14 protein-coding genes are annotated in these 19,063 nt (G+C 58.2%); 3 read left to right on the top strand and 11 right to left on the bottom strand.

Going from position 1 to position 19,063, the window contains the following annotated elements; translation table 11 throughout:
• Positions 1-4 precede the first annotated feature (4 nt).
• Entirely contained in the window at positions 5-2,086 is a 2,082-nt protein-coding gene (locus tag MARLIPOL_RS15460; protein WP_407638105.1) for a patatin-like phospholipase family protein, read from the bottom strand.
• Positions 2,087-2,236: 150 nt separating this feature from the next.
• The gene (locus MARLIPOL_RS15455) at positions 2,237-2,830 is read right to left on the bottom strand and encodes a hypothetical protein (protein ID WP_012139223.1); all 594 of its coding nucleotides are present in this window, start codon (positions 2,828-2,830) and stop codon (positions 2,237-2,239) included.
• A 306-nt stretch (positions 2,831-3,136) separates the two neighbouring features.
• On the opposite strand from MARLIPOL_RS15455, the gene MARLIPOL_RS15445 reads away from it, so the two are divergent.
• Positions 3,137-3,412, top strand: coding sequence for a hypothetical protein (locus MARLIPOL_RS15445; RefSeq protein WP_407638104.1), 276 nt, complete (start codon positions 3,137-3,139; stop codon positions 3,410-3,412).
• Between the two features lie 7 nt (positions 3,413-3,419).
• Here the strand turns inward: MARLIPOL_RS15445 and MARLIPOL_RS15440 are convergent, their stop codons facing one another.
• Positions 3,420-6,197: an ATP-binding protein gene (locus tag MARLIPOL_RS15440; protein WP_012139221.1), complete on the bottom strand. Its 2,778-nt coding sequence runs from the start codon at positions 6,195-6,197 to the stop codon at positions 3,420-3,422.
• 105 nt (positions 6,198-6,302) lie between these two features.
• Here MARLIPOL_RS15440 and MARLIPOL_RS15435 point away from each other — a divergent pair, with 105 nt between their 5' ends.
• Positions 6,303-6,536 (top strand): DUF2789 domain-containing protein, encoded by a 234-nt coding sequence (locus MARLIPOL_RS15435; RefSeq protein ID WP_012139220.1) that lies wholly within the window; start codon positions 6,303-6,305, stop codon positions 6,534-6,536.
• Here MARLIPOL_RS15435 and MARLIPOL_RS15430 read toward each other — a convergent pair.
• From MARLIPOL_RS15430 to MARLIPOL_RS15405, 7 genes are all read right to left on the bottom strand, one after another.
• Positions 6,502-7,986: a GGDEF domain-containing protein gene (locus tag MARLIPOL_RS15430; protein WP_012139219.1), complete on the bottom strand. Its 1,485-nt coding sequence runs from the start codon at positions 7,984-7,986 to the stop codon at positions 6,502-6,504. The genes MARLIPOL_RS15435 and MARLIPOL_RS15430 overlap by 35 nt on opposite strands.
• Before the next feature lie 32 nt (positions 7,987-8,018).
• Complete coding sequence (gene xerC, locus MARLIPOL_RS15425; RefSeq protein WP_012139218.1) at positions 8,019-8,990, bottom strand: tyrosine recombinase XerC; 972 nt, start codon at positions 8,988-8,990, stop codon at positions 8,019-8,021.
• Positions 8,991-8,992: 2 nt separating this feature from the next.
• The gene (locus MARLIPOL_RS15420) at positions 8,993-9,739 is read right to left on the bottom strand and encodes a DUF484 family protein (RefSeq protein WP_012139217.1); all 747 of its coding nucleotides are present in this window, start codon (positions 9,737-9,739) and stop codon (positions 8,993-8,995) included.
• Positions 9,740-9,755: 16 nt separating this feature from the next.
• Positions 9,756-10,637: a diaminopimelate epimerase gene (gene dapF / locus MARLIPOL_RS15415; RefSeq protein WP_012139216.1), complete on the bottom strand. Its 882-nt coding sequence runs from the start codon at positions 10,635-10,637 to the stop codon at positions 9,756-9,758.
• An 8-nt stretch (positions 10,638-10,645) separates the two neighbouring features.
• A complete protein-coding gene (lysA, locus tag MARLIPOL_RS15410; RefSeq protein ID WP_012139215.1) occupies positions 10,646-11,896 on the bottom strand; it encodes a diaminopimelate decarboxylase in 1,251 nt (416 codons plus the stop codon).
• Between the two features lie 31 nt (positions 11,897-11,927).
• Positions 11,928-12,104 carry an LPS translocon maturation chaperone LptM gene (lptM, locus tag MARLIPOL_RS18590; RefSeq protein WP_012139214.1) on the bottom strand — a complete coding sequence of 59 codons (177 nt, stop codon included), beginning with the start codon at positions 12,102-12,104 and terminating at the stop codon, positions 11,928-11,930.
• Between the two features lie 67 nt (positions 12,105-12,171).
• Positions 12,172-15,030, bottom strand: a complete 2,859-nt coding sequence (locus tag MARLIPOL_RS15405; protein WP_012139213.1) for a class I adenylate cyclase — start codon at positions 15,028-15,030, stop codon at positions 12,172-12,174.
• Positions 15,031-15,163: 133 nt separating this feature from the next.
• Here MARLIPOL_RS15405 and MARLIPOL_RS15400 point away from each other — a divergent pair, with 133 nt between their 5' ends.
• Positions 15,164-17,608, top strand: a complete 2,445-nt coding sequence (locus MARLIPOL_RS15400; RefSeq protein WP_012139212.1) for an EAL domain-containing protein — start codon at positions 15,164-15,166, stop codon at positions 17,606-17,608.
• 25 nt (positions 17,609-17,633) lie between these two features.
• On the opposite strand, the gene argH is transcribed toward MARLIPOL_RS15400, so the two are convergent.
• A complete protein-coding gene (gene argH / locus MARLIPOL_RS15395) occupies positions 17,634-19,040 on the bottom strand; it encodes an argininosuccinate lyase (protein WP_012139211.1) in 1,407 nt (468 codons plus the stop codon).
• Between the last annotated feature and the right edge of the window lie 23 nt (positions 19,041-19,063).

The raw sequence follows: 19,063 nt of genomic DNA, 5'->3' as shown, positions 1-19,063 counted from the left end.
AGACTCAATAGAACAACTGGGTGAATGAAAAGCCGATGTTCAGGTAAGCCGTCCAGTTATCCTCATTATTGTACGCCGTCGCAAACTGCACCGGCCCCAGAAAGGTATCGACCCCGGCAAACGCACTCCAGGATCTGACCGTATTGCTCCAACTGGCATCATCGAACGATTCCCAGGCGTTGCCCGTCTCGAAGCCAATACCGGCAAACCAGGGTACCAGCGGACCACCAAACTCCTGACTGGCAAACAGTGACGCCATTGCAGCGTTTTCGCCGGTAATTTCACCCGGGGCATAGGCGGACAGTCGCCGGAAACCGCCAAGGCGAACCGTATTCTCGATGCCCGGCTCCCCCCGGGTAACGGCGTGGGCGTACAGCAGCCCGGTCATGGTGAAGCCGCGCCAGCTACCAGTACCCAGCCCCATGCCGGTCACTGAGTCAAAATGTCGGTCTGAGCCCAGGCTCTCTCGTTCCACCCGACCACGAATACCCGCAAACCCGCCAGACTGAGGATAAAAGCTATCGTTCAGGGAGTCATGTACCAACTGAAGATTAAGCCCGCCCTGGTGTATGGAGCCGGAAGGCGCCACCGGCGCACCAATTTGCTCATCCACGGTGGCATACCCTCGGGAATAGCCAAACCGGACGTCGCCATTGCCCCCCAATTCCATACCTAATGCCAAGTCAAACTGACGAGAGGTAACGTCCACTTCTGCGTTACGCTCACCGTCATCACCAAACACACTGAAGCTGTTCCGGGAATATTCCGCACCAGTGATCACGTATCGCTCGTAGCCATAATCCAGCGGTTGAAACCATTCCGTGCGCACATAGGGCTCGGTCCCCAATTGCACACCAGTCCGCCATTCTCCACCGAGGTCGTTCAACTCGGTCATGCGCAAGGCTGCACCGACATTAAAGCGGGTTTCACCATCGAAGTTGTCTTCGTAGTTCAGGCCAAAAGCCAGGTAATTCGGTCCCCAGGATTTTTCCAGTGCCTGAATCGTCAGCACTGTTCCCTCGGAGGAGGGAGACAGCGAATAGGACACCGTTTCGTAATAGCCAAGGCCATAAATCCGCTTGAGATCGTCCTCAAGGGCATCGACATCCAGAGGCTGGCCGGTTTCCTGTCGAATCCTGGAACGCAGGAACTCGCCGGCCAGCCGGGAATTGTGATCCACCTCAATACGGGCGATGTGACCGGGTGCCAATCCACTCTTGTTCATCGATTCCCGGAACCGGGTCCAGCGCTCGTGAGACACATTCAGGTGCCGCAACTCGGACGCGTGGGAGCGGGCGCTGGTCGCACCCAGTTCAAACAGGATCGGCGCGTCATAAAAATCAGCGGACGTCCGGCCTTCCAGATCGGGGCGAATCAGCACATCCTGCTCTTCCAGTCGTGCCAGTTGATCATCGGTATTCATCCGCGTCATCATCGTCGTCAGTTGCCCGACAACCGAGAAGGCTTCCTGCAGATCCTCCGCTTTCAGCAAGGGATCCGTAATATCTACCGCAATCACAATGTCCGCGCCCAAATCGCGGGCAACCGTGACCGGCAGGTTGTTGGCGATTCCACCATCCACCAGCAGGCGGCCATTGAGTTTTACTGGCGCATACACCCCGGGAATACTCATGCTGGCACGGATGGCCTCGGACAGGTTGCCACTGCCAAGCACCACCTGTTCACCGGTTTCGAGATCCGTGGCCACCGCACGAAAAGGAATTGCCAGCTGATCAAAGTCTTCTACCAAAGCGGCGTCGCGGGTCAGCTCATTAAGAATAAAACCGAGATTCTGACCCGCGATAATACCCCCACCAACGTGAAGCCCATCCAGGCGCACACCAATCCCGGGCACGACCGGAAAGCGCCAGTCTTCCTGTTTACGGCGGACAGGCTTGTAGGCTCGGCCCGGATCGTCGCGAAAACTGGATACCCAGTCGAGGTCGATGAAGCGTTGTTCGATTTCCTCTACCGGCATACCGGAAGCATAGAGCGCCCCGACCGCAGACCCGGCACTCGTGCCCACCACCAGGTCCACTGGAATCCGCATTTCCTCCAGAACTCTCAGCACACCGACATGGGCCATGCCCTTGGCCCCGCCGCCACTGAGCACCAACCCTACCTTGGGTCGATCCCCGGCCGGCTTCGCTGTGACGGTGGACGAAAAAAAAGCAATGCAGGCTGCAGCAAGCAGCAGGATAGGCATCCTTGGCAAGGGAGGGGTCCTGTTATCTATTCACTGTTTTTTGGTCGTTTCATCGTCGGCCAGCGACAGGTGTGACACATCGGGTACCATCGGTGGTGGCAGGTCACGCTCAACACCCAGATCCGTGCCAGCGGGCGCCAGAGTCCACTCATCCAGATGCTGAAACATCGGAGCTTCCACCTCCTGATGCTCCGCCAGAGTGACCCCCACCGGGTCGAGCGATAGTCCCGATCCCGCCAGAATGGTATCCACCTTGTCCCCGGCTACTGATAGCCGATCGCCGGGCTCGACAGCCGGTGTCTCACCGCCGGATTTTGCCGGCTGCTGGGGGGCAGGTTCAGCAGGTGCAGGTTTCGGAGCCGGTGGGGATGAAGGCGTTCCACCTCTTGCGGGCTCATCTCCCGGCATGGGCTGCACATAGGCAATCATGCCGTGTTTCGCCAGTACGGCCCGGTATTTTTCTGCCTGCTCCGCCTCAAGCTTGTTACGGATCACGACTGGTTGGCCACTGAACATGCGCTCAACCTGCTCAACGCTGGCTTTGAACAGTGTCCGTGCATTATTGCGAGCGGTAGCGACTTCAATACCCGGCGCGCATTCACCCTTGAAGACGAGCTGAAACATCAATCTGCCTCTTGCTGAATCTGTTTATCAACATGATAGTTGATCCACGATCCCCGGGGAAACCTGGGGCCACCTGAATACTTTTTAACCAAGTCGCAAACAATTGAAAAATCCACACATCCTGGTACGCAAACGCCCTCGGACTCTGCGATAATCTCCAGTAACCTAAATTTACAATTGGTAACAATGAATCCGGACTGGCACCAAGGAGTGGCATCCATGAATCGAGTCTTTACTCTTTTCTCTGTTTTCCTGCTATCACTGCTCCCGATTCGTCCTGCCCTGGCGGAAAATCTGGACGTGCTGATGAGCAATGTCTTTAACAACGGGCAGCCGACCTATATCGGTTACGAAAGCGTGGAGCGGGAAGATATTCCGGTCTCTGCCCCTGTCGATCGCAAATACCTGATCGTGGATTTCCGTTTTCCATCCTCCGCCGACGACGAACAGCTGCAGGCCAGTGTTCATAAGGTCTGTATGGCGTTACTGAAGAATCGGGACCTGATCCGGACCTTGTCCGACTCCGGTTACGACATGGTTTCGGTTGCCTTCGACCGCCGCTCGCAGTTTGACTGCATGTAAACCAAATTTACTCCCGACCCAGCAGCCGGGGGAATGCTTCCAGTGCGCTGTTCACCGCATCGAGATTGAACGCTTCCACATCGGCCAGCAGTTTTTCACCGTAACGGGTCACTGAAGGCGAACGGAAACGTTCGCCCCAGGCCAGTACACGTTTCGCGAAGTAGCGCATCTGCTCCGGGTCACCACTTTCCCTGACAATTTCCCACTCATCGCCAAAATCACGGGCCAACTGCTCCCGCAGCCAGCCGCGCTCCTGCATGCTCAGAGTCTGCGCCAGCAAACGTTCGGACTCTTCCGGCTCGCCCTCATCTTCAGCCTGCTCAACCGTTGCCTCTACCTCGGGCAGTGTCACGATGAACGTTGAGCCCTGCGCCGGCTCACTTTCCACGGTGAGTTCGCCGCCCATCATCCGTGCCAGTTTCCGACTGATTGCCAATCCCAGGCCAGTACCACCATAGCGCCGACTGTTCTGCCCCTCCTGTTGCTCAAACGCATCAAAAATTCGCTCCAGCTGATCCGCCGGGATACCGATTCCCGTATCCCGCACAGTAACCTCCAGCCGGTAGAGTTTCCTGCCGTCATCATCTGATTTCTGCCCGGGAACCGACTTCGCAGTGGCTCGTACTCTTACGCCCCCCTCATGAGTGAACTTGATGGCATTTCCAACCAGATTGAACAACACCTGGCGCAGTCGGGTTTCGTCGAGCATCATTGCCGAGGGCATTTTCGAATCCACACTCACTTCCAGGGTAATGCCCTGCTCCCGCGCCCGCAGGTCGAAAATATGGCGGACGTCATCCAGCAGCCGTCGTACGGAAACAGCGGAGTAATCGAGCCTCATCTTTCCTGCCTCGATCCTGGAAAGGTCGAGAATGTCATTAATCAGCATCAGCAGACTGCGGCTGCCCGCCCGTATGGCATCGAGGTAGTTGCGTTGCTGGGGATCCGTCACGCTGTCGCTCAGCAGATCGCTGTAGCCGATGACGGCATTCATAGGTGTGCGAATTTCATGGGACATGTTGGCAAGGAATTCACTCTTGGTAAGGCTGGCGGCCTCCGCTTCCCGCGCCAACCGCTCCGCCTCGAGCTTGGCCGCCCTGAGTTCATCCTCACTGCGGCGCAGCGCATTCTCGGATCGTATCCGCTCATCCACCTCTCTTGAGAGCTTGCGGTTCCAGTAGAGAAATATGAGCACCACCACCAGGGCGATGCCGACCACCCGACGCACTACGGTGTAATCGGTTTCCTGCTCAATATCCAGATGGATCCAGCGATTGTATATAGCTTCGGTTTCCGCAGCGTCCAGGCTTCCCAGGGCTTTATTGAGAATACGCTGGAGCTCCGGCCTGTCCTTGCTGACCGCCAGGCTCAACTCATACTGATAGGGGGTGATACTGGTGATTCGCAGGTTCGACAGCCCCAGGCGCGCCACCGTATAGCTCACTGCGGGGATGTGGGTCACCATGACATCCAGATCACCGTTGGACAGTGACAGCAGCCCTTCTTCGACACTTTCCATCGGGTACAGGTCAAGATCCGGATGGTTGATCAGCAGAAAGTCGTGAGCAGCATGACGGTTCACCACCCCTACCCGCTCGGATCGAAGCTCCCGAAGGTCGCCGATGAATCGTCCATCGTCACGAATAACCAGGGCAACCGGTACGGTGAGGTATGTGCGGGTAAACAGGAAGTCGTTACTGCGTCGTGGGGTTCGGTTGAAGGCCGGTAGTATGTCCACCGCGCCGTCCTGAAGCTGTTTTTCCGCCTCGATGATGTCCGACGTTTCCTCACGGTGAAAACGGACATTCAACTGGCTCTCCAGCCGGGATACCAGGTCCGGCACCAGGCCTGAGGACCGACCATCCTGGGTAAACTCGAACGGTGGCCAATCGTCACGAAACGCGACTCGCAAATTGGGGTTTCGCTTCAGCCAGTCCTTTTCGTTACTGGAAAGTGTGATGCCGTTGTCGATCGCGACTGGCCGGTCCGCCTGCAGCCATGACTGCCGGATGGTGCGATGCTCGCTATGGCTGATCGCTTCCACAGCCTGATTGAGAACCCATAGCAATTGCTCGTTGTCAGAGTCGACCTCCAGTACGACATCAACCGGTTGCTGGTCCAGCAACAGGGCGAGCCCGATGCCGTTAATCATCGCCGACTGCAAGTAATCAGAAACCACGGGAACCGGACCAAGAAACGCATCGGCCCGACCAGAGAGCACCATACTGACGGCTTCACCGATACTCGCCACGGGAACCGGAGTGAAGCTGTCCACCGGGTCCAGTAACAGGTACTGGTTACTGTCTTCGGCGATCAAGGCGATCCGACTGTCCTCCAGATCCGACATCGTTCGAATACCGGCATCCCCGGCACTGACAAACAAACCGTAAGTCAGGGACATCAGCGGCTCTGTCGCAGTGCGACCTTCAGGATCGGGCTGCCGCGGACCGCGAGCCACCAGCCGGGCATCCAACTCTCCGGCACCCAATTGCGCCGCTATCGCTGTCGTGCTGGCGGGAACTGGTACGATCTCCACCCCAAGCTTGTCTGACAAACGCTCCAGGTAATCAATGTAAATACCAGCCAGGACGCCCTCCCCGGTATCAAAGGCCAGAGGTATCTGACCACCGGAGAGCCCTACCTGGAAGCCATCTTGTGTTGATAACCAATCCAGATCCTTCGCACCGAGAACAGGAGCCGGCGACAGCTGCGGAGGGTCCGCCAGCAATGGCGTCGCCGTCACAATACACACTATAAACAACAAACCCTGCAAGGCGGCCTTCACTGGATATCCTCAACGGTTCCGCTAAAGTTTAAAGAAGCCTCAGAACAATACCTGCAAATCTCCCGGATTTCATTCAAGTGTAAGCAAAGCAAGGAGACGACAGCGATGGACACCAGCAAACACACATTCAGCACACTGTTTCAACAACTTGGACTGGCCGCTGACAGTGACAGCATCGAGGACTTTATCGTCAGGTATTCACCGCTCCCTTCGGAAGTTGCGCTGCAGGATGCGCCGTTCTGGTCGGACAGTCAGGCCCAGTTTCTGGAGGAAGGACTGGAAGACGATTCAGACTGGGCTGAAATCATTGACGAGCTTGATGCCCGGATGCGGCACTGAGGCCCTCACAGTCAACCGAGAGGCGGACCTGGTTCCTGCCTGCGTCCTTGGCGGCGTACAACGCCTTGTCCGCCCGATCAAATAGCGTTTCTTCAGTATCACCATCCTCGAGGGTGGCAACGCCAGCAGAAAAGGTGATCGTTACGGGCTCACCCTGAAAATGAAATGGCAGGGCAGCAATGTGACCCCGCAGATCGTCAAGCACACGTTTCGCATCTTCCGCTGGGGTTTCGGGCAACAACAAAACAAATTCTTCACCACCAAAACGGGAAATGAAATCTGTGGTTCTGAGCCGCTGCTGACACTCCCTCGCCACCATCTGAAGGACCCGGTCACCGGCCTTGTGTCCGTATGAATCATTCACCCGTTTGAACAGGTCGATATCCAGCACCGCAATTGTCACCGGATGACGATACCGCTGCCAGCGACTGTATTCGAAACCCAGGCGCTCCTGCCAGGCCTCACGATTGGGCAACTGGGTTAACAGATCGGTCAGTGCTTTTGCCCGTTCTTCCCGAATCTGTTCTCTCATTTGCTCTGAGTTTGCCTCCACCGCAGCCAGCTTTTCCTCCATCAATTCCAACTGCCGCGAATAACTCTTCTCCCGTTCTGACTCCTGGTCCCGGAAACGCTCAACCACACCGCCAATTGTCTCCAGATGCCTCGTCACGGAAAGTTTCAGTTCCTTAAGCTCACCAACAGAATCGATCTGACGACCGAACGTTTCCAGTTCTCGCCGTATTTCGCGATCCAGTTGCCTGGACGCGTCCATTCGCCCTTCCTGGGCACTGGATTGATTCTGGAAATGCTGCCGCAGGGAACCCAACCGCTCATCGAGCTTCTTGAGAAATGCCTCAAATTCTCTTTGACCACGGGTAATCGCGGCAATAACAAGATCAGCAACACTGTTGAGGCCCTCTCTCAACACGTCCCAGCTGTCACTTTCCAATAGTGATTTCTGAAGTCGGCGAGCCCTGGCTTCAGCAGCCGGCTCGAGAGCGACCTGGTATATCATCTGGCCCAACAATTGCCCGACCCGCCGGGCAATCCTCAGTCTCTGGGCATGAATGGTCGCCAGGTCATTTTCATCACCCACAGTAACGGCCGAGGAAGACTCAGATTGGGGAGGAGCATCGACAGCTTTTCCGGGTTGATATGACCGGCCATTACCCGGCCTGGATTGCGGTGAATCATCCAGAAGCGCGACCTGGCGATCAATCTGCTCCTGGAGAGAGCGCCATTTTTCGATATCCAGATTACCCTTACGCAGATCCTTGCGTACCCGAATCAGCAATCGGTCAAGGTCGGGGGCCTGCCCTTCTGAGGCAAGACAGGTGCGCACCAGCATCCGCTCGAGGGAATTCCGTTCCGCTTTCCACTGTTGCTCCCGTTGTTCTGATGATTCAAGTTCCTGAAGGTACTTGTCCTTCCAGGACCGATCCGAAACCATTGGGCTCTCCTGATAATGAACGTTCAAACCTTTCAAGGGTCTGCGTGAACTGGCCAGGTATCATCCCTGTCTCGCTCATCTCGGCGGCGGGCCCGTGGATGACTCTGGTCATACACGCGAGCCAAATGCTGGAAGTCAAGGTGAGTATAGACCTGAGTGGTGGATATGTCCGCATGACCCAACAATTCCTGAACCGCACGCAGGTCACCACTGGATTCCAGCAGATGACTGGCAAATGAATGACGAAGCATGTGCGGATTCAGCCTCTGATCAGCACCCTTGACCACCCCCCAGCGGCTCAGGCGGGACTGAATACTGCGATTGCTGAGACGCCCACCCCGCTGACTGACAAACAGGGCCTGCTCTGACTCCGTTGCCAGTCCGGGACGAACCGCCATCCACGCACTCAGGGCCTTCAGGGCTTTGCGCCCCACCGGCAGCACACGCTCCTTGTTGCCTTTTCCCAATACGCGGATTTCTCCACCCCGGCAATCCACCGAGTCCAGGTTCAGTCCGGCCAGCTCCGACAATCGCAAGCCCGAGGAATACATCAATTCGAACATGCTCAGATCACGGACTTCCAGGGGGTCGTCGGGGGCAGCGTCCAGCAGATGGTTAAGTTGATCCACATCGGCCACTTTCGGCAGCCGGCGGCCGGATTTTGGCGCACGGATATCCACAGCCGGATTATCCCGGACCCGCTTTTCCCGCAGAAGATACTGGTAGCAACGACGGATGGCTGAAAGATGCCTGGCAATACTACGACCACTCAGCCCCCCACGGCTAAGCCAAGCCACATAACGGCGCATGTCGTGGCTGGTGACGTCGGCCCAGTCAGCAACCTGCCGTGTCATTAACCAGGCGCCAAATCGTGTCAGATCCTGCTGGTAACTGTTACAGGTGCGGGGAGAGTGTCGCGTTTCCGAGGACAGATGACGAAGGAAGTCCGCAAGCGGGGCGGACAGGGAATCCGATAATTCCACCAGCTCCCCGGAAACGGTCACGGTCAGCGTGACTCTGCAATAATACCGGCCACAGGGGCCGCACTGGTATGACGCTGCACGATCGGTGGCAACAGTCGACTCAGGGTGTCGCTGATGTAAGTAAGAAAGAGCGAGCCCATACTCTGGTCAAAGTAGCCCGGTTCACAGCTGCCTACCGCAAAAACCCCCAGCAGTTCATCATGACGCAGTGGCACCAGGGCCACCGACGCAATGGGCTCTTCCCGGTCGGGGAACAGAAAATTCCGCTCGGATTCGCGGAATTGACCACACACCGCGCGCTCTCCATCCAGCAGGCTACCCAGACGCTCCTTGGCCTGAGCCGGTGGCACGACATGCAGCGCTCCCTGCGAAGCCAGTGACAATTCCGAATCGGTAAACAGGATCACCGACGCCGCATCAAGCCCGAAGTCGCCCCGAATACTGTCATCGATGGCGGACGCCATGTCGTTGAGGTTACGAGCCTCAATCACATTCATCAACAGCCGCTTGCTCTTCTCAAACAGACGGTCGTTGTGACGGGCAATAGAGACCAGCTCCACCAGCTCCCGTCGCAGTGTATCCCGCTGCTCCCGGAACAGGTGTACCTGGCGCTCCACCAGTGAGATGGCTCGGCCACTGTCGTGGGGCAGGGTCAGACTGCGCAGGAGCTCATCCTGTTCAACAAAAAAGTCGGGATGGGCGCGAAGGTACTCCGCAACCTGCTCCCCGGTGAGCTCCTCGGCCTTCTGCTGGGCCGTTTGTTCTGTCATGCTGATCTCCTGATCGTCAGGACGTTGGTTTTGCTGGTCGGCTACCTTTACGACGTCGCCCGGAACTGTCTCCAGGCAGACGAATCTGGCCTTCAAACACACTGGCCGCAGGGCCTTCCATCATAACAGGGGACCCTTCCCCCTGCCATTCGATGATCAACTTGCCGCCACGTAGCTCAACTTCGACACGGGAATCGAGCAGTCCTCTCAGGCAGCCCGCAACCACCGCTGCACAAGCCCCGCTGCCACAGGCCAGAGTTTCACCAGAACCACGCTCGAATACCCGCAAGCGGGCGTGGGTGCGATCAATAATCTGCAGAAAGCCGATATTGGCCCGGGCGGGAAAGCGGGGATGATTCTCAAGCTTCGGCCCCAGAGATGCCACCGGCGCACGATCGACGTCGTCCACCACCAGTACACCGTGGGGATTGCCCATGGATACGGCGCTGAGCTCAATGGTCTGGCCATCCACCTCGACGGTGTAGACGTCCTTACGGCGATCGGCGGCAAATGGTATCGCTGGTGGGTTCAGCTCAGGCACGCCCATATTGACCATCACCAGGCCATCGCGACCGACCCTCAGCTCAATCACGCCTTTGGCGGTCTGAACACGGATCACTCGCTTGTTGGTGAGGCGCTGGTCGCGAACAAAGCGGGCAAAACAGCGGGCGCCATTGCCACATTGCTCCACTTCCGAGCCATCGCTGTTGAAGATCCGATAGCGAAAATCCACGTCCGGTAGCCCCGGGGGCTCGACAACCAGCAACTGGTCAAAACCGATCCCGAAGTTGCGGTCTGCCAGCTCGCGGATCATTTCCGGGCGCAGACGGAACGGCTGACTGATGGCATCCACCACCATGAAGTCGTTACCCAGACCGTGCATTTTGGTAAACCGCATCGCCGCATTCATCCTGGCAAACAGCTTTCGGGACCGAGCTGGTCTTCCAGGGTTTCGCGGCGACGAACCACGTGCACCTGGTCCCCATCCACCATGATTTCCGGCGGTCGGTTGCGGCTGTTGTAATTGGAGCTCATCACAAAGCCATAAGCCCCGGCGGATCGTACCGCCAGCAAGTCACCCGCCTGCAGGCGCAGTTGGCGATCCTTGCCCAGGAAGTCACCGGTTTCACAAACAGGACCAACCAGATCCCAGGCCTTTTCTTCACCGTTCTGGTGGGGAACCACCGGGATGATTGCCTGCCAGGCACTGTAGAGTGCCGGACGGATCAGGTCGTTCATGGCCGCATCAATGATGGCGAAATTGCGATGATCGGTGCATTTGAGGAATTCCACCCGGGTCAGCATGATACCGGCATTGGCCGCAATCGAACGCCCTGGTTCCAGCACCAGTTCGAGATCACGATCCCCCAGCCGCTCGGCCAGCGCTTTGACGTAATCCGACGGCTGAGGTGGCTGCTCCCGGTCGTAGGTAACACCGAGGCCGCCCCCCATATCGAGATGACGAATGGCAATGCCCTGCTCCGCCAACGCATCAATCAACGAAAGCACCCGATCCAGCGCATCCAGGAACGGCGACACGGTGGTCAGCTGTGAGCCAATATGACAATCAACCCCGATGACATTCAGGTTGGGCATGGCCGCAGCGCGGGCGTACACCTCGGGCGCCTCGATAATATCAATACCGAACTTGTTTTCCTTGAGGCCCGTGGATATGTACGGATGCGTACCGGCGTCCACGTCCGGGTTCACCCGCAGGGATACCGGTGCCTGTTTGCCCAGCTCACCCGCCACCTTGTTAAGGCGGTCCAGCTCGGTATCGGACTCTACGTTGAAACAGCGGACGCCAACTTCCAGCGCCCGCTTCATTTCCCATTCCTGCTTGCCCACGCCGGAGAACACCACGTTGGCTGGATCACCACCGGCGCGAATCACCCGCTCCAGCTCACCGGCCGAAACAATATCAAAACCGGCACCAAGGCGGGCCAATACGTTAAGCACAGCCAGGTTGCTGTTGGCCTTTACCGCATAACACACCAGATGCGGGCGACCCTTGAGGGCATCGTCATAGGCCCGGTAGTGGCGCTCAAGGGTGGCACGGGAATAGACATACGCCGGGGTCCCGAAACGCTCTGCAATCTCGCTCACCGGTACGTCTTCGGCGTAAAGCTCGCCGTTGCGATAGTTAAAATAGTCCATGAACTTCCTGATTCTGTTGACGGGGCAAGAGTCAGCGGACCGACGGATCTTCATCCTGACGACGATCCGGGTCGTTGTTCCGGTTTTCCCCGACGGCATCCGCCACGGTTTCATCCGGCACTTCCCGGTATAGCGGTCCCTTCTGGCCGCAGCCGGCCATCACGCTGACCAGTAGCAACCCAACACTCACTGTTTTCCATGCCTGCATGGAACTTGCCCCTGTTTTAGATATGCGCGCAGTATACCTGACTCAGCTACCGGCGGGCGAGACTGGCCTAGGCCATTAAATGGCGATTGAGGGAGGCTTCCAGTGTTGACCGGTAATACAGATACTGCGTGGTCTGTATGTCCTGCTGGTACACCTGCGGATCCAGATCGTGGGGCAAGTGCACATCCGTCAGGTAAACCGGGTAGTTTTCGCCGGTCTGGCGCAACGAACGGATATAATGAGCAACGGCGGGGATCAGCTGGTCCCCGTATTCCTGCACAGTGAACTCCTGATCGCCACAGAAGATATCAAACCGCAGGTGACGGTCGCCTTCCTGCACCCCGACCGCCTGCACCTCCAGTCCGGGCAAGGTCATAATGGTGTCCTCGTCGAATCGACGTTCCACTTTCCAGCGCCCGTCCCGGGGCACGACCTCATAACAGTGAATGCCGGCGATACCCGCCGGGCTGTCCAGCTGACGCAGCTGGCGTCGCTCGACGAGATTGTCCAGAAACCGTAACAGCGGCACCAGCAGGTAGCGCCGATTGCTGTAGTCCTGATCCCAGGCGAACACTGAACCCAGTTCGTCCACTACCCATAGCTTTGCACGACTGCCGACGACCCGGAAAAAAACCTGGATGTTAGCCGGCTCGCTGGCCTGGCACACAGCACGCAGGGGCTGGTCGTCCAGCATCGCACCGCGATCAAACACCACAGGGAGGTATCTTTCCTGCGGTCGGGCCAGTTGCTCCATCAACGCCTCGGGACTGTCCAGCGCCACAAAGCCGGGCTCGGCGCCACTGAACTGCAACAGGAAATAACGCCGGTCCATCTCAATAACGTATCGCAACGGATGTGGCCCGATGCCTCCCGCAAAGAATTGGCGCACAACGTCGCTAAAGAGCGCCTGAACCCGACGGGCAATCGCCGCTCCGTGCCCGCGGTTATGGCTGTGCACCTGAATCTCTGGCAAGTACGCCGGCGCGGATGCCACCGATGCCAGTACGTTCTTGAGACACTGGATCAGGGTGTCACCAGCGGCGTAGTGCTGCAAACTGACTTCGTGCCAGCTGTTCAGGGTCACCTGATCGATGGTGGCCACCAGATTGTCTCGGCTACCGCTGAAACCCAGGGAATCGTGACGGGCACTGAGCTTGTGCAATCCACGATCGGTCAGGTGTGCCTGGGGATCCACACCCACGTTGACAAACAGCAGGTTCCGCAGGGGCTTGACGCCTGCAGACAATGCCTCACGGCCGGCCGGGGCAAGAGGAAACGCAACGAAAGCGGACAGTGCATCCAGCATCTCACGCAACTCCGACACCGAGGCTGTAGTTGTGCCGGCTCGCACGTTCAGCCGTGTTGTACGCATCAACAATCCGTTGCAGTAGCACCACACCATCAGCTCGGTGAGATTCCCGCAACGCCGGATGACCGGTTGCCAGAACGCGTCAGATGGATCCTCCAGATCCCGGTAGAGCAGCCAGCCGTCCTGCTCCGGCGCGCCGCCTTGCTCCGATTGGTGGTGAAACGCCAGATTTTCTTCACCGAGCGACGGCGCCAACCCCGGGTTGATCTGTTCGATCTTGCCGGCCTTGCGCTGGAACGCAGCGTAGAGTTTGCGACCCAGCAGGTTCATATCACTGCTGCTGATCGCCGCACAGGTGCCTTGCTCCCTGGCCAGCCGCGACAACAGGCGGTAACTGTGGGTCAGTTCAGACACGATCGTGCGCCGTAACGTCATCACGTCCTCGGCACGCCATTGCTGACGGTTATCCAGATCTTTCAGTGTCGCCGGCGACCAGCCCCAGTCATCCACCAGCTGTTGAAGTAACCCCGCTCGCCAGCTGTCGACACCCAGCTCGGTGCGTGACAGCGGCAGACCGGCTTTCAGGTATAGGCTACGGCGTACCAGATCCAGTCGCTGAGGCGCGTCCATGGCCAACAGCCAGCGTTCCAGCCGTTGATACAGCAGCACGTACGGGTCCAGCCGGTCGGCACTGGTTTCACCGTCATACACGGCGGCCTTGAACACTCGGGATAACAGGGGTTGCTCACTGTCCCGGGCATAGCACTCGGTCAATAACAGCTTCAGTATCGATTTCCAGGGCGCGTCCATCCCCTTGTACAGCTGCCAGACCCCGGCACCCAGAAACTCTTCCCGGGGGACCGACGGCACTGCCCCGAAATCGATATACTCGCTCCCCTTGATGAAGCGGCAGTCAACCAGTTGCCGGGCACAGGCGTCGTAGTTTTCCTCTTCACTGGCCGGAATCAGCCACCACAACGGGTAACAGCCACCAAGATGGATACTGGTGCGGTAGAACTCATCCAGCAGCAGATAATGCTGGGCACTGCCACAGTTCTCGCCGGTCACTTCAGCACGCTGTCGTCCGGCCCGCCAGTCCGCTGCAGAAAACACGAACACATGCAGCTCCACTCCGAGGGATGCGGCCCAGGCGGCGACTTTGTCTGCCTTACGCTCCAGGCACTGGACATCCCGATCGGACAGATCACTGCGATGACACAGCCAGACGTCCAGGTCACTGGCCACCGAATGCCCCAGGGTGCCCGGGCTACCCATCAGAAACAGGGCCTCCAGGTCAGGCTTCCTTTTTCCTTCGTCTTTCAGGGAAAAGGCTCGCGCCAGGCGGCGAGCGGCGTTCAGTGTCGGCTCGGAAGGCTTGTAATGACCAAGACCATAGGGGCAGTCCCGGTCCAGGTACCCGGGCAGGGATGGGTGATTAAGGTGAAATACCAACGGCAGAACGTCCAGCACCGCCTGCTGTCGATACGTCAGAGCCGAGCGCGCCCGCTCCCAGCGCTGTTGATTGAGCGCGATAAACCGATCCCGCAACCGACGCAGAGTTTTTCGATCGATCCCCTCTTCAAAATCCAGGATGATAGGCGTGCTATGGGTGGTCAAGGCGGCTCCGCGAGAGAGGTTCTTTCCAGTGTCATTATCAGTATGATGGACGCATCGTGGCAAAACCGGCAAAAAAATAAAAGCGGGAGTTTCTGTACACTTCCGTAGCAATACTGGCTGAGGCTCACCCATCGTGAAAGAATTCTTTATCCGTCGTTATCGTTCCGACAATCCTCTGGCAGTGTGCCGCACCCTGGTCCGGATAGACGACGAAGGCGTGGTAATCTCAGCGGATCACAACGCCGAAGCAGTACTCGGGTACGATGCCAGTGAGCTCGAAGGCCAGCCCGTGTATCGCATTCTGGCGGCCCGACAGGACGACCCCTTTGCACCCGCCAACCGGCATCGTATGGAAAGTGGCGACCCCGTGCTGATCACCTTCCGTCACAAGGAAGGCTTCTTCTTCACCGCAAGCCTTAGCCTCAGGGTCAATGTGAAGGACTCCGACCAGGCTGCCAGCGCCTATATCTCACTGCGCGACACGACAGCCATGGACCATCAGCTGGTGCGCCTGGCCGAGTCCTCTGCCGGCTTTGGATTCTGGGAATTGAACGTCCGCAACAACAACCTGACCTGGACCGACGGATTTTACACGCTGCTGGAGCTTCGCCCCGGCACCGATATTACTCCGGAGCAGGCCCTGTTTTACTGTCAATCCGGCCAGAACCGTATACGTGCTTTCTTCCGGCGCTGTGTGCGCAGCGGGCAATCGTTTTCGATCAGCTTCGACCTGCTGACGGCGAAACAACAGCACCGCCGGGTAGAGCTTACCGGCAAAGCCATCGAGAGAGAGAATGGGCGCATCCACAAGATCGGAGGCACCCTGGTGGATCACACCAGCGCAATGCACAGCGAACAGGCCCTCCGACAGTCGGAGCAACTGTTGACGGCCACCGCCAACGCCACCAACGATCTGGTCGCCAGCGTGGATCGACAGCTCAACCTCGTCTACTTCAACCACGCCTTCAGCCGCCAGTTTGCGCATACTTTCGGCCAGCTGCCTCGCCCCGGCGGCAACCTGACAGAGATGCTGCAAGACTTCCCCAACGAACGCCGATTGATTGAGCGGTTGTGGAACCGCGCCCTCGAACGGGACAGCTTCGTGGTGGAAATGCCGCTGGCCCAGCAAAATCGCGACCTCCCGGTTTATGAATTCCATTACCAGCGCGTGATCAACGAACACGGCGAAGTGACCGGTGCGGTGCATGTGGGCAAGGACATCAGCTCCAGGCTCAACCATGCATCCAGCCGGGAATACCGCACTCTCCATGACCCGATCACCGGCCTGATGAATCGCAAGGCCTTTGCTGATCGACTACGACGGCTGATCAAATCACCCCGGCGTGAAAATACCACTGACGCCCTGCTGTATCTCGACCTGGACGACTTTCACCATGTCAACAACGGCGCCGGCAGCGGCACCTGTGATCGCTACCTGAGAGAGCTTGCCAGCAACCTCGGCGTCAGGGTTCGTCAGCGTGATGCCCTGGCGCGATTATCCGGGGACACATTCGCCCTGCTGATTGAGAGTTGCCCTGAATCCCAGGCCCGAAAGATAGCCGACAGCATTCTCGAGCTGATCGGCAACTTCGAATTCGACTGGCAGGGCCATCAATTGCAAACCACGGCCAGTGGCGGGCTGCTGATCCTGACCGCACACACGCCCGATGATCCGGAGCAACTGCTGAGTCAGGCGGCAGACCTGTGCCACACGGCCAAGACCTCTGGCCGCAATCGTATACACGCCGCCCAGGCGGTCGCCCCTGGTCCGGAAGAGGGTGTTGCCGGCACACTGGTGGAGCAGATCCGCAGCGCCCTGGACAACAACCACCTGATCCTCGAGTACCAGGCCCTTCGCCCTGTGGCCAGTGTGACCTGGGGGGACCATATTGAAATCCTGTCACGGATTCCGGGGAAAACATCAGGGCAACCTTCCCTGCAGCCAGCAGAGTTCCTACCGATTGCGGAACGTTTCGATCTCGCCAAACGGCTGGACCGCCAGGTTATTCGCCAAACCGTGCAGTGGCTTACCAGCCAGCCACTACTGGAACCCCGGTTAAAATACTGCGGCTTCAACCTGTCTTTGGCCAGCGTGCTGGACGACACTTTCGCAGAGTTCATGGCATCGGTCCTGACCGACATACCCTTCGCTGCTGATTGCTTCTGTCTGGAGATCCGGGAATCCCACGCCACCCAATATCCGGATGATGTTGCGGTATTGTGCGATGCCCTGCATCGGGTCGGCTGCCGGGTGGCACTGGATGGCGCTGGCGCTTCGGTGGAAAGCTATAGCCTGGCAGCCAGGCTGCCGGTGGATATCATCAAGCTCGACCGCAGAATGATGCAGCACCTGCACGATGATCCAGTGCAACAGGTGATGGTGGAAGCACTGCACAAGATTGCCGAGGCGTCCGGCAAGACCACGGTGGCTACCTTTATCGAGGATGACGACACACTGAGGAAGGTCAGGACGCTGGGCATCCATTATGGGCAGGGCTATCGGCTGTACCGGCCACGCCCGCTAAAGGAGCTGAAACCCGTCGCCGTGGATCTGAGTACCGGGCGAATCGGCGGCTAGCCCAACGATTCGCCCGGATGCCGGATTACAGCGTGTTACGCGCCCGCGCTACCGCCGCGCGGACCTGGTCTGGCGCAGTGCCGCCCAGGTGATCACGTGCCTGCACCGAGCCTTCCAGGGTCAGCACGTCGAATACATCCTCACCAATAACATCGGAGAAACGCGCCAGCTCGTCCAGGGTCATCTCCGACAGATCGCGGTTTTCAGCAACACCAAAGGCGACCGCCTTGCCGACAATCTCATGGGCATCGCGGAACGCCACACCTTTCTTGACCAGATAATCCGCCAGGTCGGTGGCCGTGGAGAACCCACGCTTGGCTGCCACCCGCATGTTGTCGGCTTTGGCCTGAATGGCGGGGATCATGTCGGCGTAGGCCTTGAGGCAGCCCTTGATGGTATCAACCGTATCGAACAGCGGTTCCTTGTCCTCCTGGTTGTCCTTGTTATAGGCCAACGGTTGGCTCTTCATCAGGGTCAGCAGGCTGATCAGGTGACCGTTGACCCGCCCGGTTTTACCACGGACCAGCTCCGGCACGTCCGGGTTCTTCTTCTGCGGCATGATGGAAGAACCGGTGCAGAAGCGGTCCGGCAGGTCGATGAAGTCGAACTGGGCGGAGGTCCACAACACCAGCTCCTCGCTGAAACGGGACAGGTGCGTCATCAGCAGCGCTGCGAAACTGCAGAACTCGATGGCGAAATCCCGGTCACTGACGGAATCCAGGGAATTCTCGGTCGGACGATCAAAGCCGAGCAAGCGCGCAGTCATGGCGCGATCGATCGGGTAGGTCGTGCCAGCCAGGGCAGCGGCGCCCAGCGGCATGACATTGACCCGTTTGCGGCAGTCCTGCAGACGTTCGCCATCGCGCACCAGCATCTCGTACCAGGCCAACAGGTGGTGGCCGAAGGTGACTGGCTGGGCAGTTTGCAGGTGGGTAAAACCGGGCATGATGGTATCCGCTTCGCGCTCAGCCAGGTCCAGCAGGCCAGTTTTCAGCCGGGCAAGTTCCTCGGCAATTACATCAATCTCGTCGCGCAGGTACAGGCGGATATCGGTGGCCACCTGGTCATTACGGCTGCGTCCGGTGTGAAGCTTTTTGCCCGTGATACCAATCTTGTCGGTCAGGCGTGCCTCGATGTTCATGTGTACATCTTCCAGGCTGACGGACCATTCAAAGGTGCCGGCCTCGATATCAGCCTTGACGTCTTTCAGTCCCTCAATGATGCTGTCCCGCTCGTCCACAGTCAGCACCCCCACTTCCGCCAGCATGGTGGCGTGGGCAATGGACCCGGTGATGTCGTGATGGTAAAGGCGCTGGTCAAAACCAACGGACGCGGTGAAGCGCTCAACAAAAGCGTCGGTCGGCTCACTGAAGCGACCGCCCCAGGGTTTTTCGGAGCTTGTGCTCTGGTCAGATTTCTTCTGATCCGTCATGGTCTATCTTTCCTGCTGACAGC

The sequence above is a fragment of the Marinobacter lipolyticus SM19 genome (genome assembly GCF_000397065.2).
In the GTDB taxonomy this organism is placed as follows: Bacteria; Pseudomonadota; Gammaproteobacteria; order Pseudomonadales; family Oleiphilaceae; genus Marinobacter; species Marinobacter lipolyticus.
Note: the sequence above shows the minus strand (reverse complement) of the source record. Positions and strands in the feature narration are given on the sequence as shown.

Excerpts from the sequence above, each read along its gene's own strand:
- MARLIPOL_RS15460 (WP_407638105.1), bottom strand. The coding sequence starts at position 2,086 with ATGGCCCATGTCGGTGTGCTGAGAGTTCTGGAGGAAATGCGGATTCCA.
- MARLIPOL_RS15455 (WP_012139223.1), bottom strand. The coding sequence starts at position 2,830 with ATGTTTCAGCTCGTCTTCAAGGGTGAATGCGCGCCGGGTATTGAAGTC.
- MARLIPOL_RS15445 (WP_407638104.1), top strand. The coding sequence starts at position 3,137 with ATGAGCAATGTCTTTAACAACGGGCAGCCGACCTATATCGGTTACGAA.
- MARLIPOL_RS15435 (WP_012139220.1), top strand. The coding sequence starts at position 6,303 with ATGGACACCAGCAAACACACATTCAGCACACTGTTTCAACAACTTGGA.
- MARLIPOL_RS15430 (WP_012139219.1), bottom strand. The coding sequence starts at position 7,986 with ATGGTTTCGGATCGGTCCTGGAAGGACAAGTACCTTCAGGAACTTGAA.
- MARLIPOL_RS15420 (WP_012139217.1), bottom strand. The coding sequence starts at position 9,739 with ATGACAGAACAAACGGCCCAGCAGAAGGCCGAGGAGCTCACCGGGGAG.
- dapF (WP_012139216.1), bottom strand. The coding sequence starts at position 10,637 with ATGCGGTTTACCAAAATGCACGGTCTGGGTAACGACTTCATGGTGGTG.
- lysA (WP_012139215.1), bottom strand. The coding sequence starts at position 11,896 with ATGGACTATTTTAACTATCGCAACGGCGAGCTTTACGCCGAAGACGTA.
- lptM (WP_012139214.1), bottom strand. The coding sequence starts at position 12,104 with ATGCAGGCATGGAAAACAGTGAGTGTTGGGTTGCTACTGGTCAGCGTG.
- argH (WP_012139211.1), bottom strand. The coding sequence starts at position 19,040 with ATGACGGATCAGAAGAAATCTGACCAGAGCACAAGCTCCGAAAAACCC.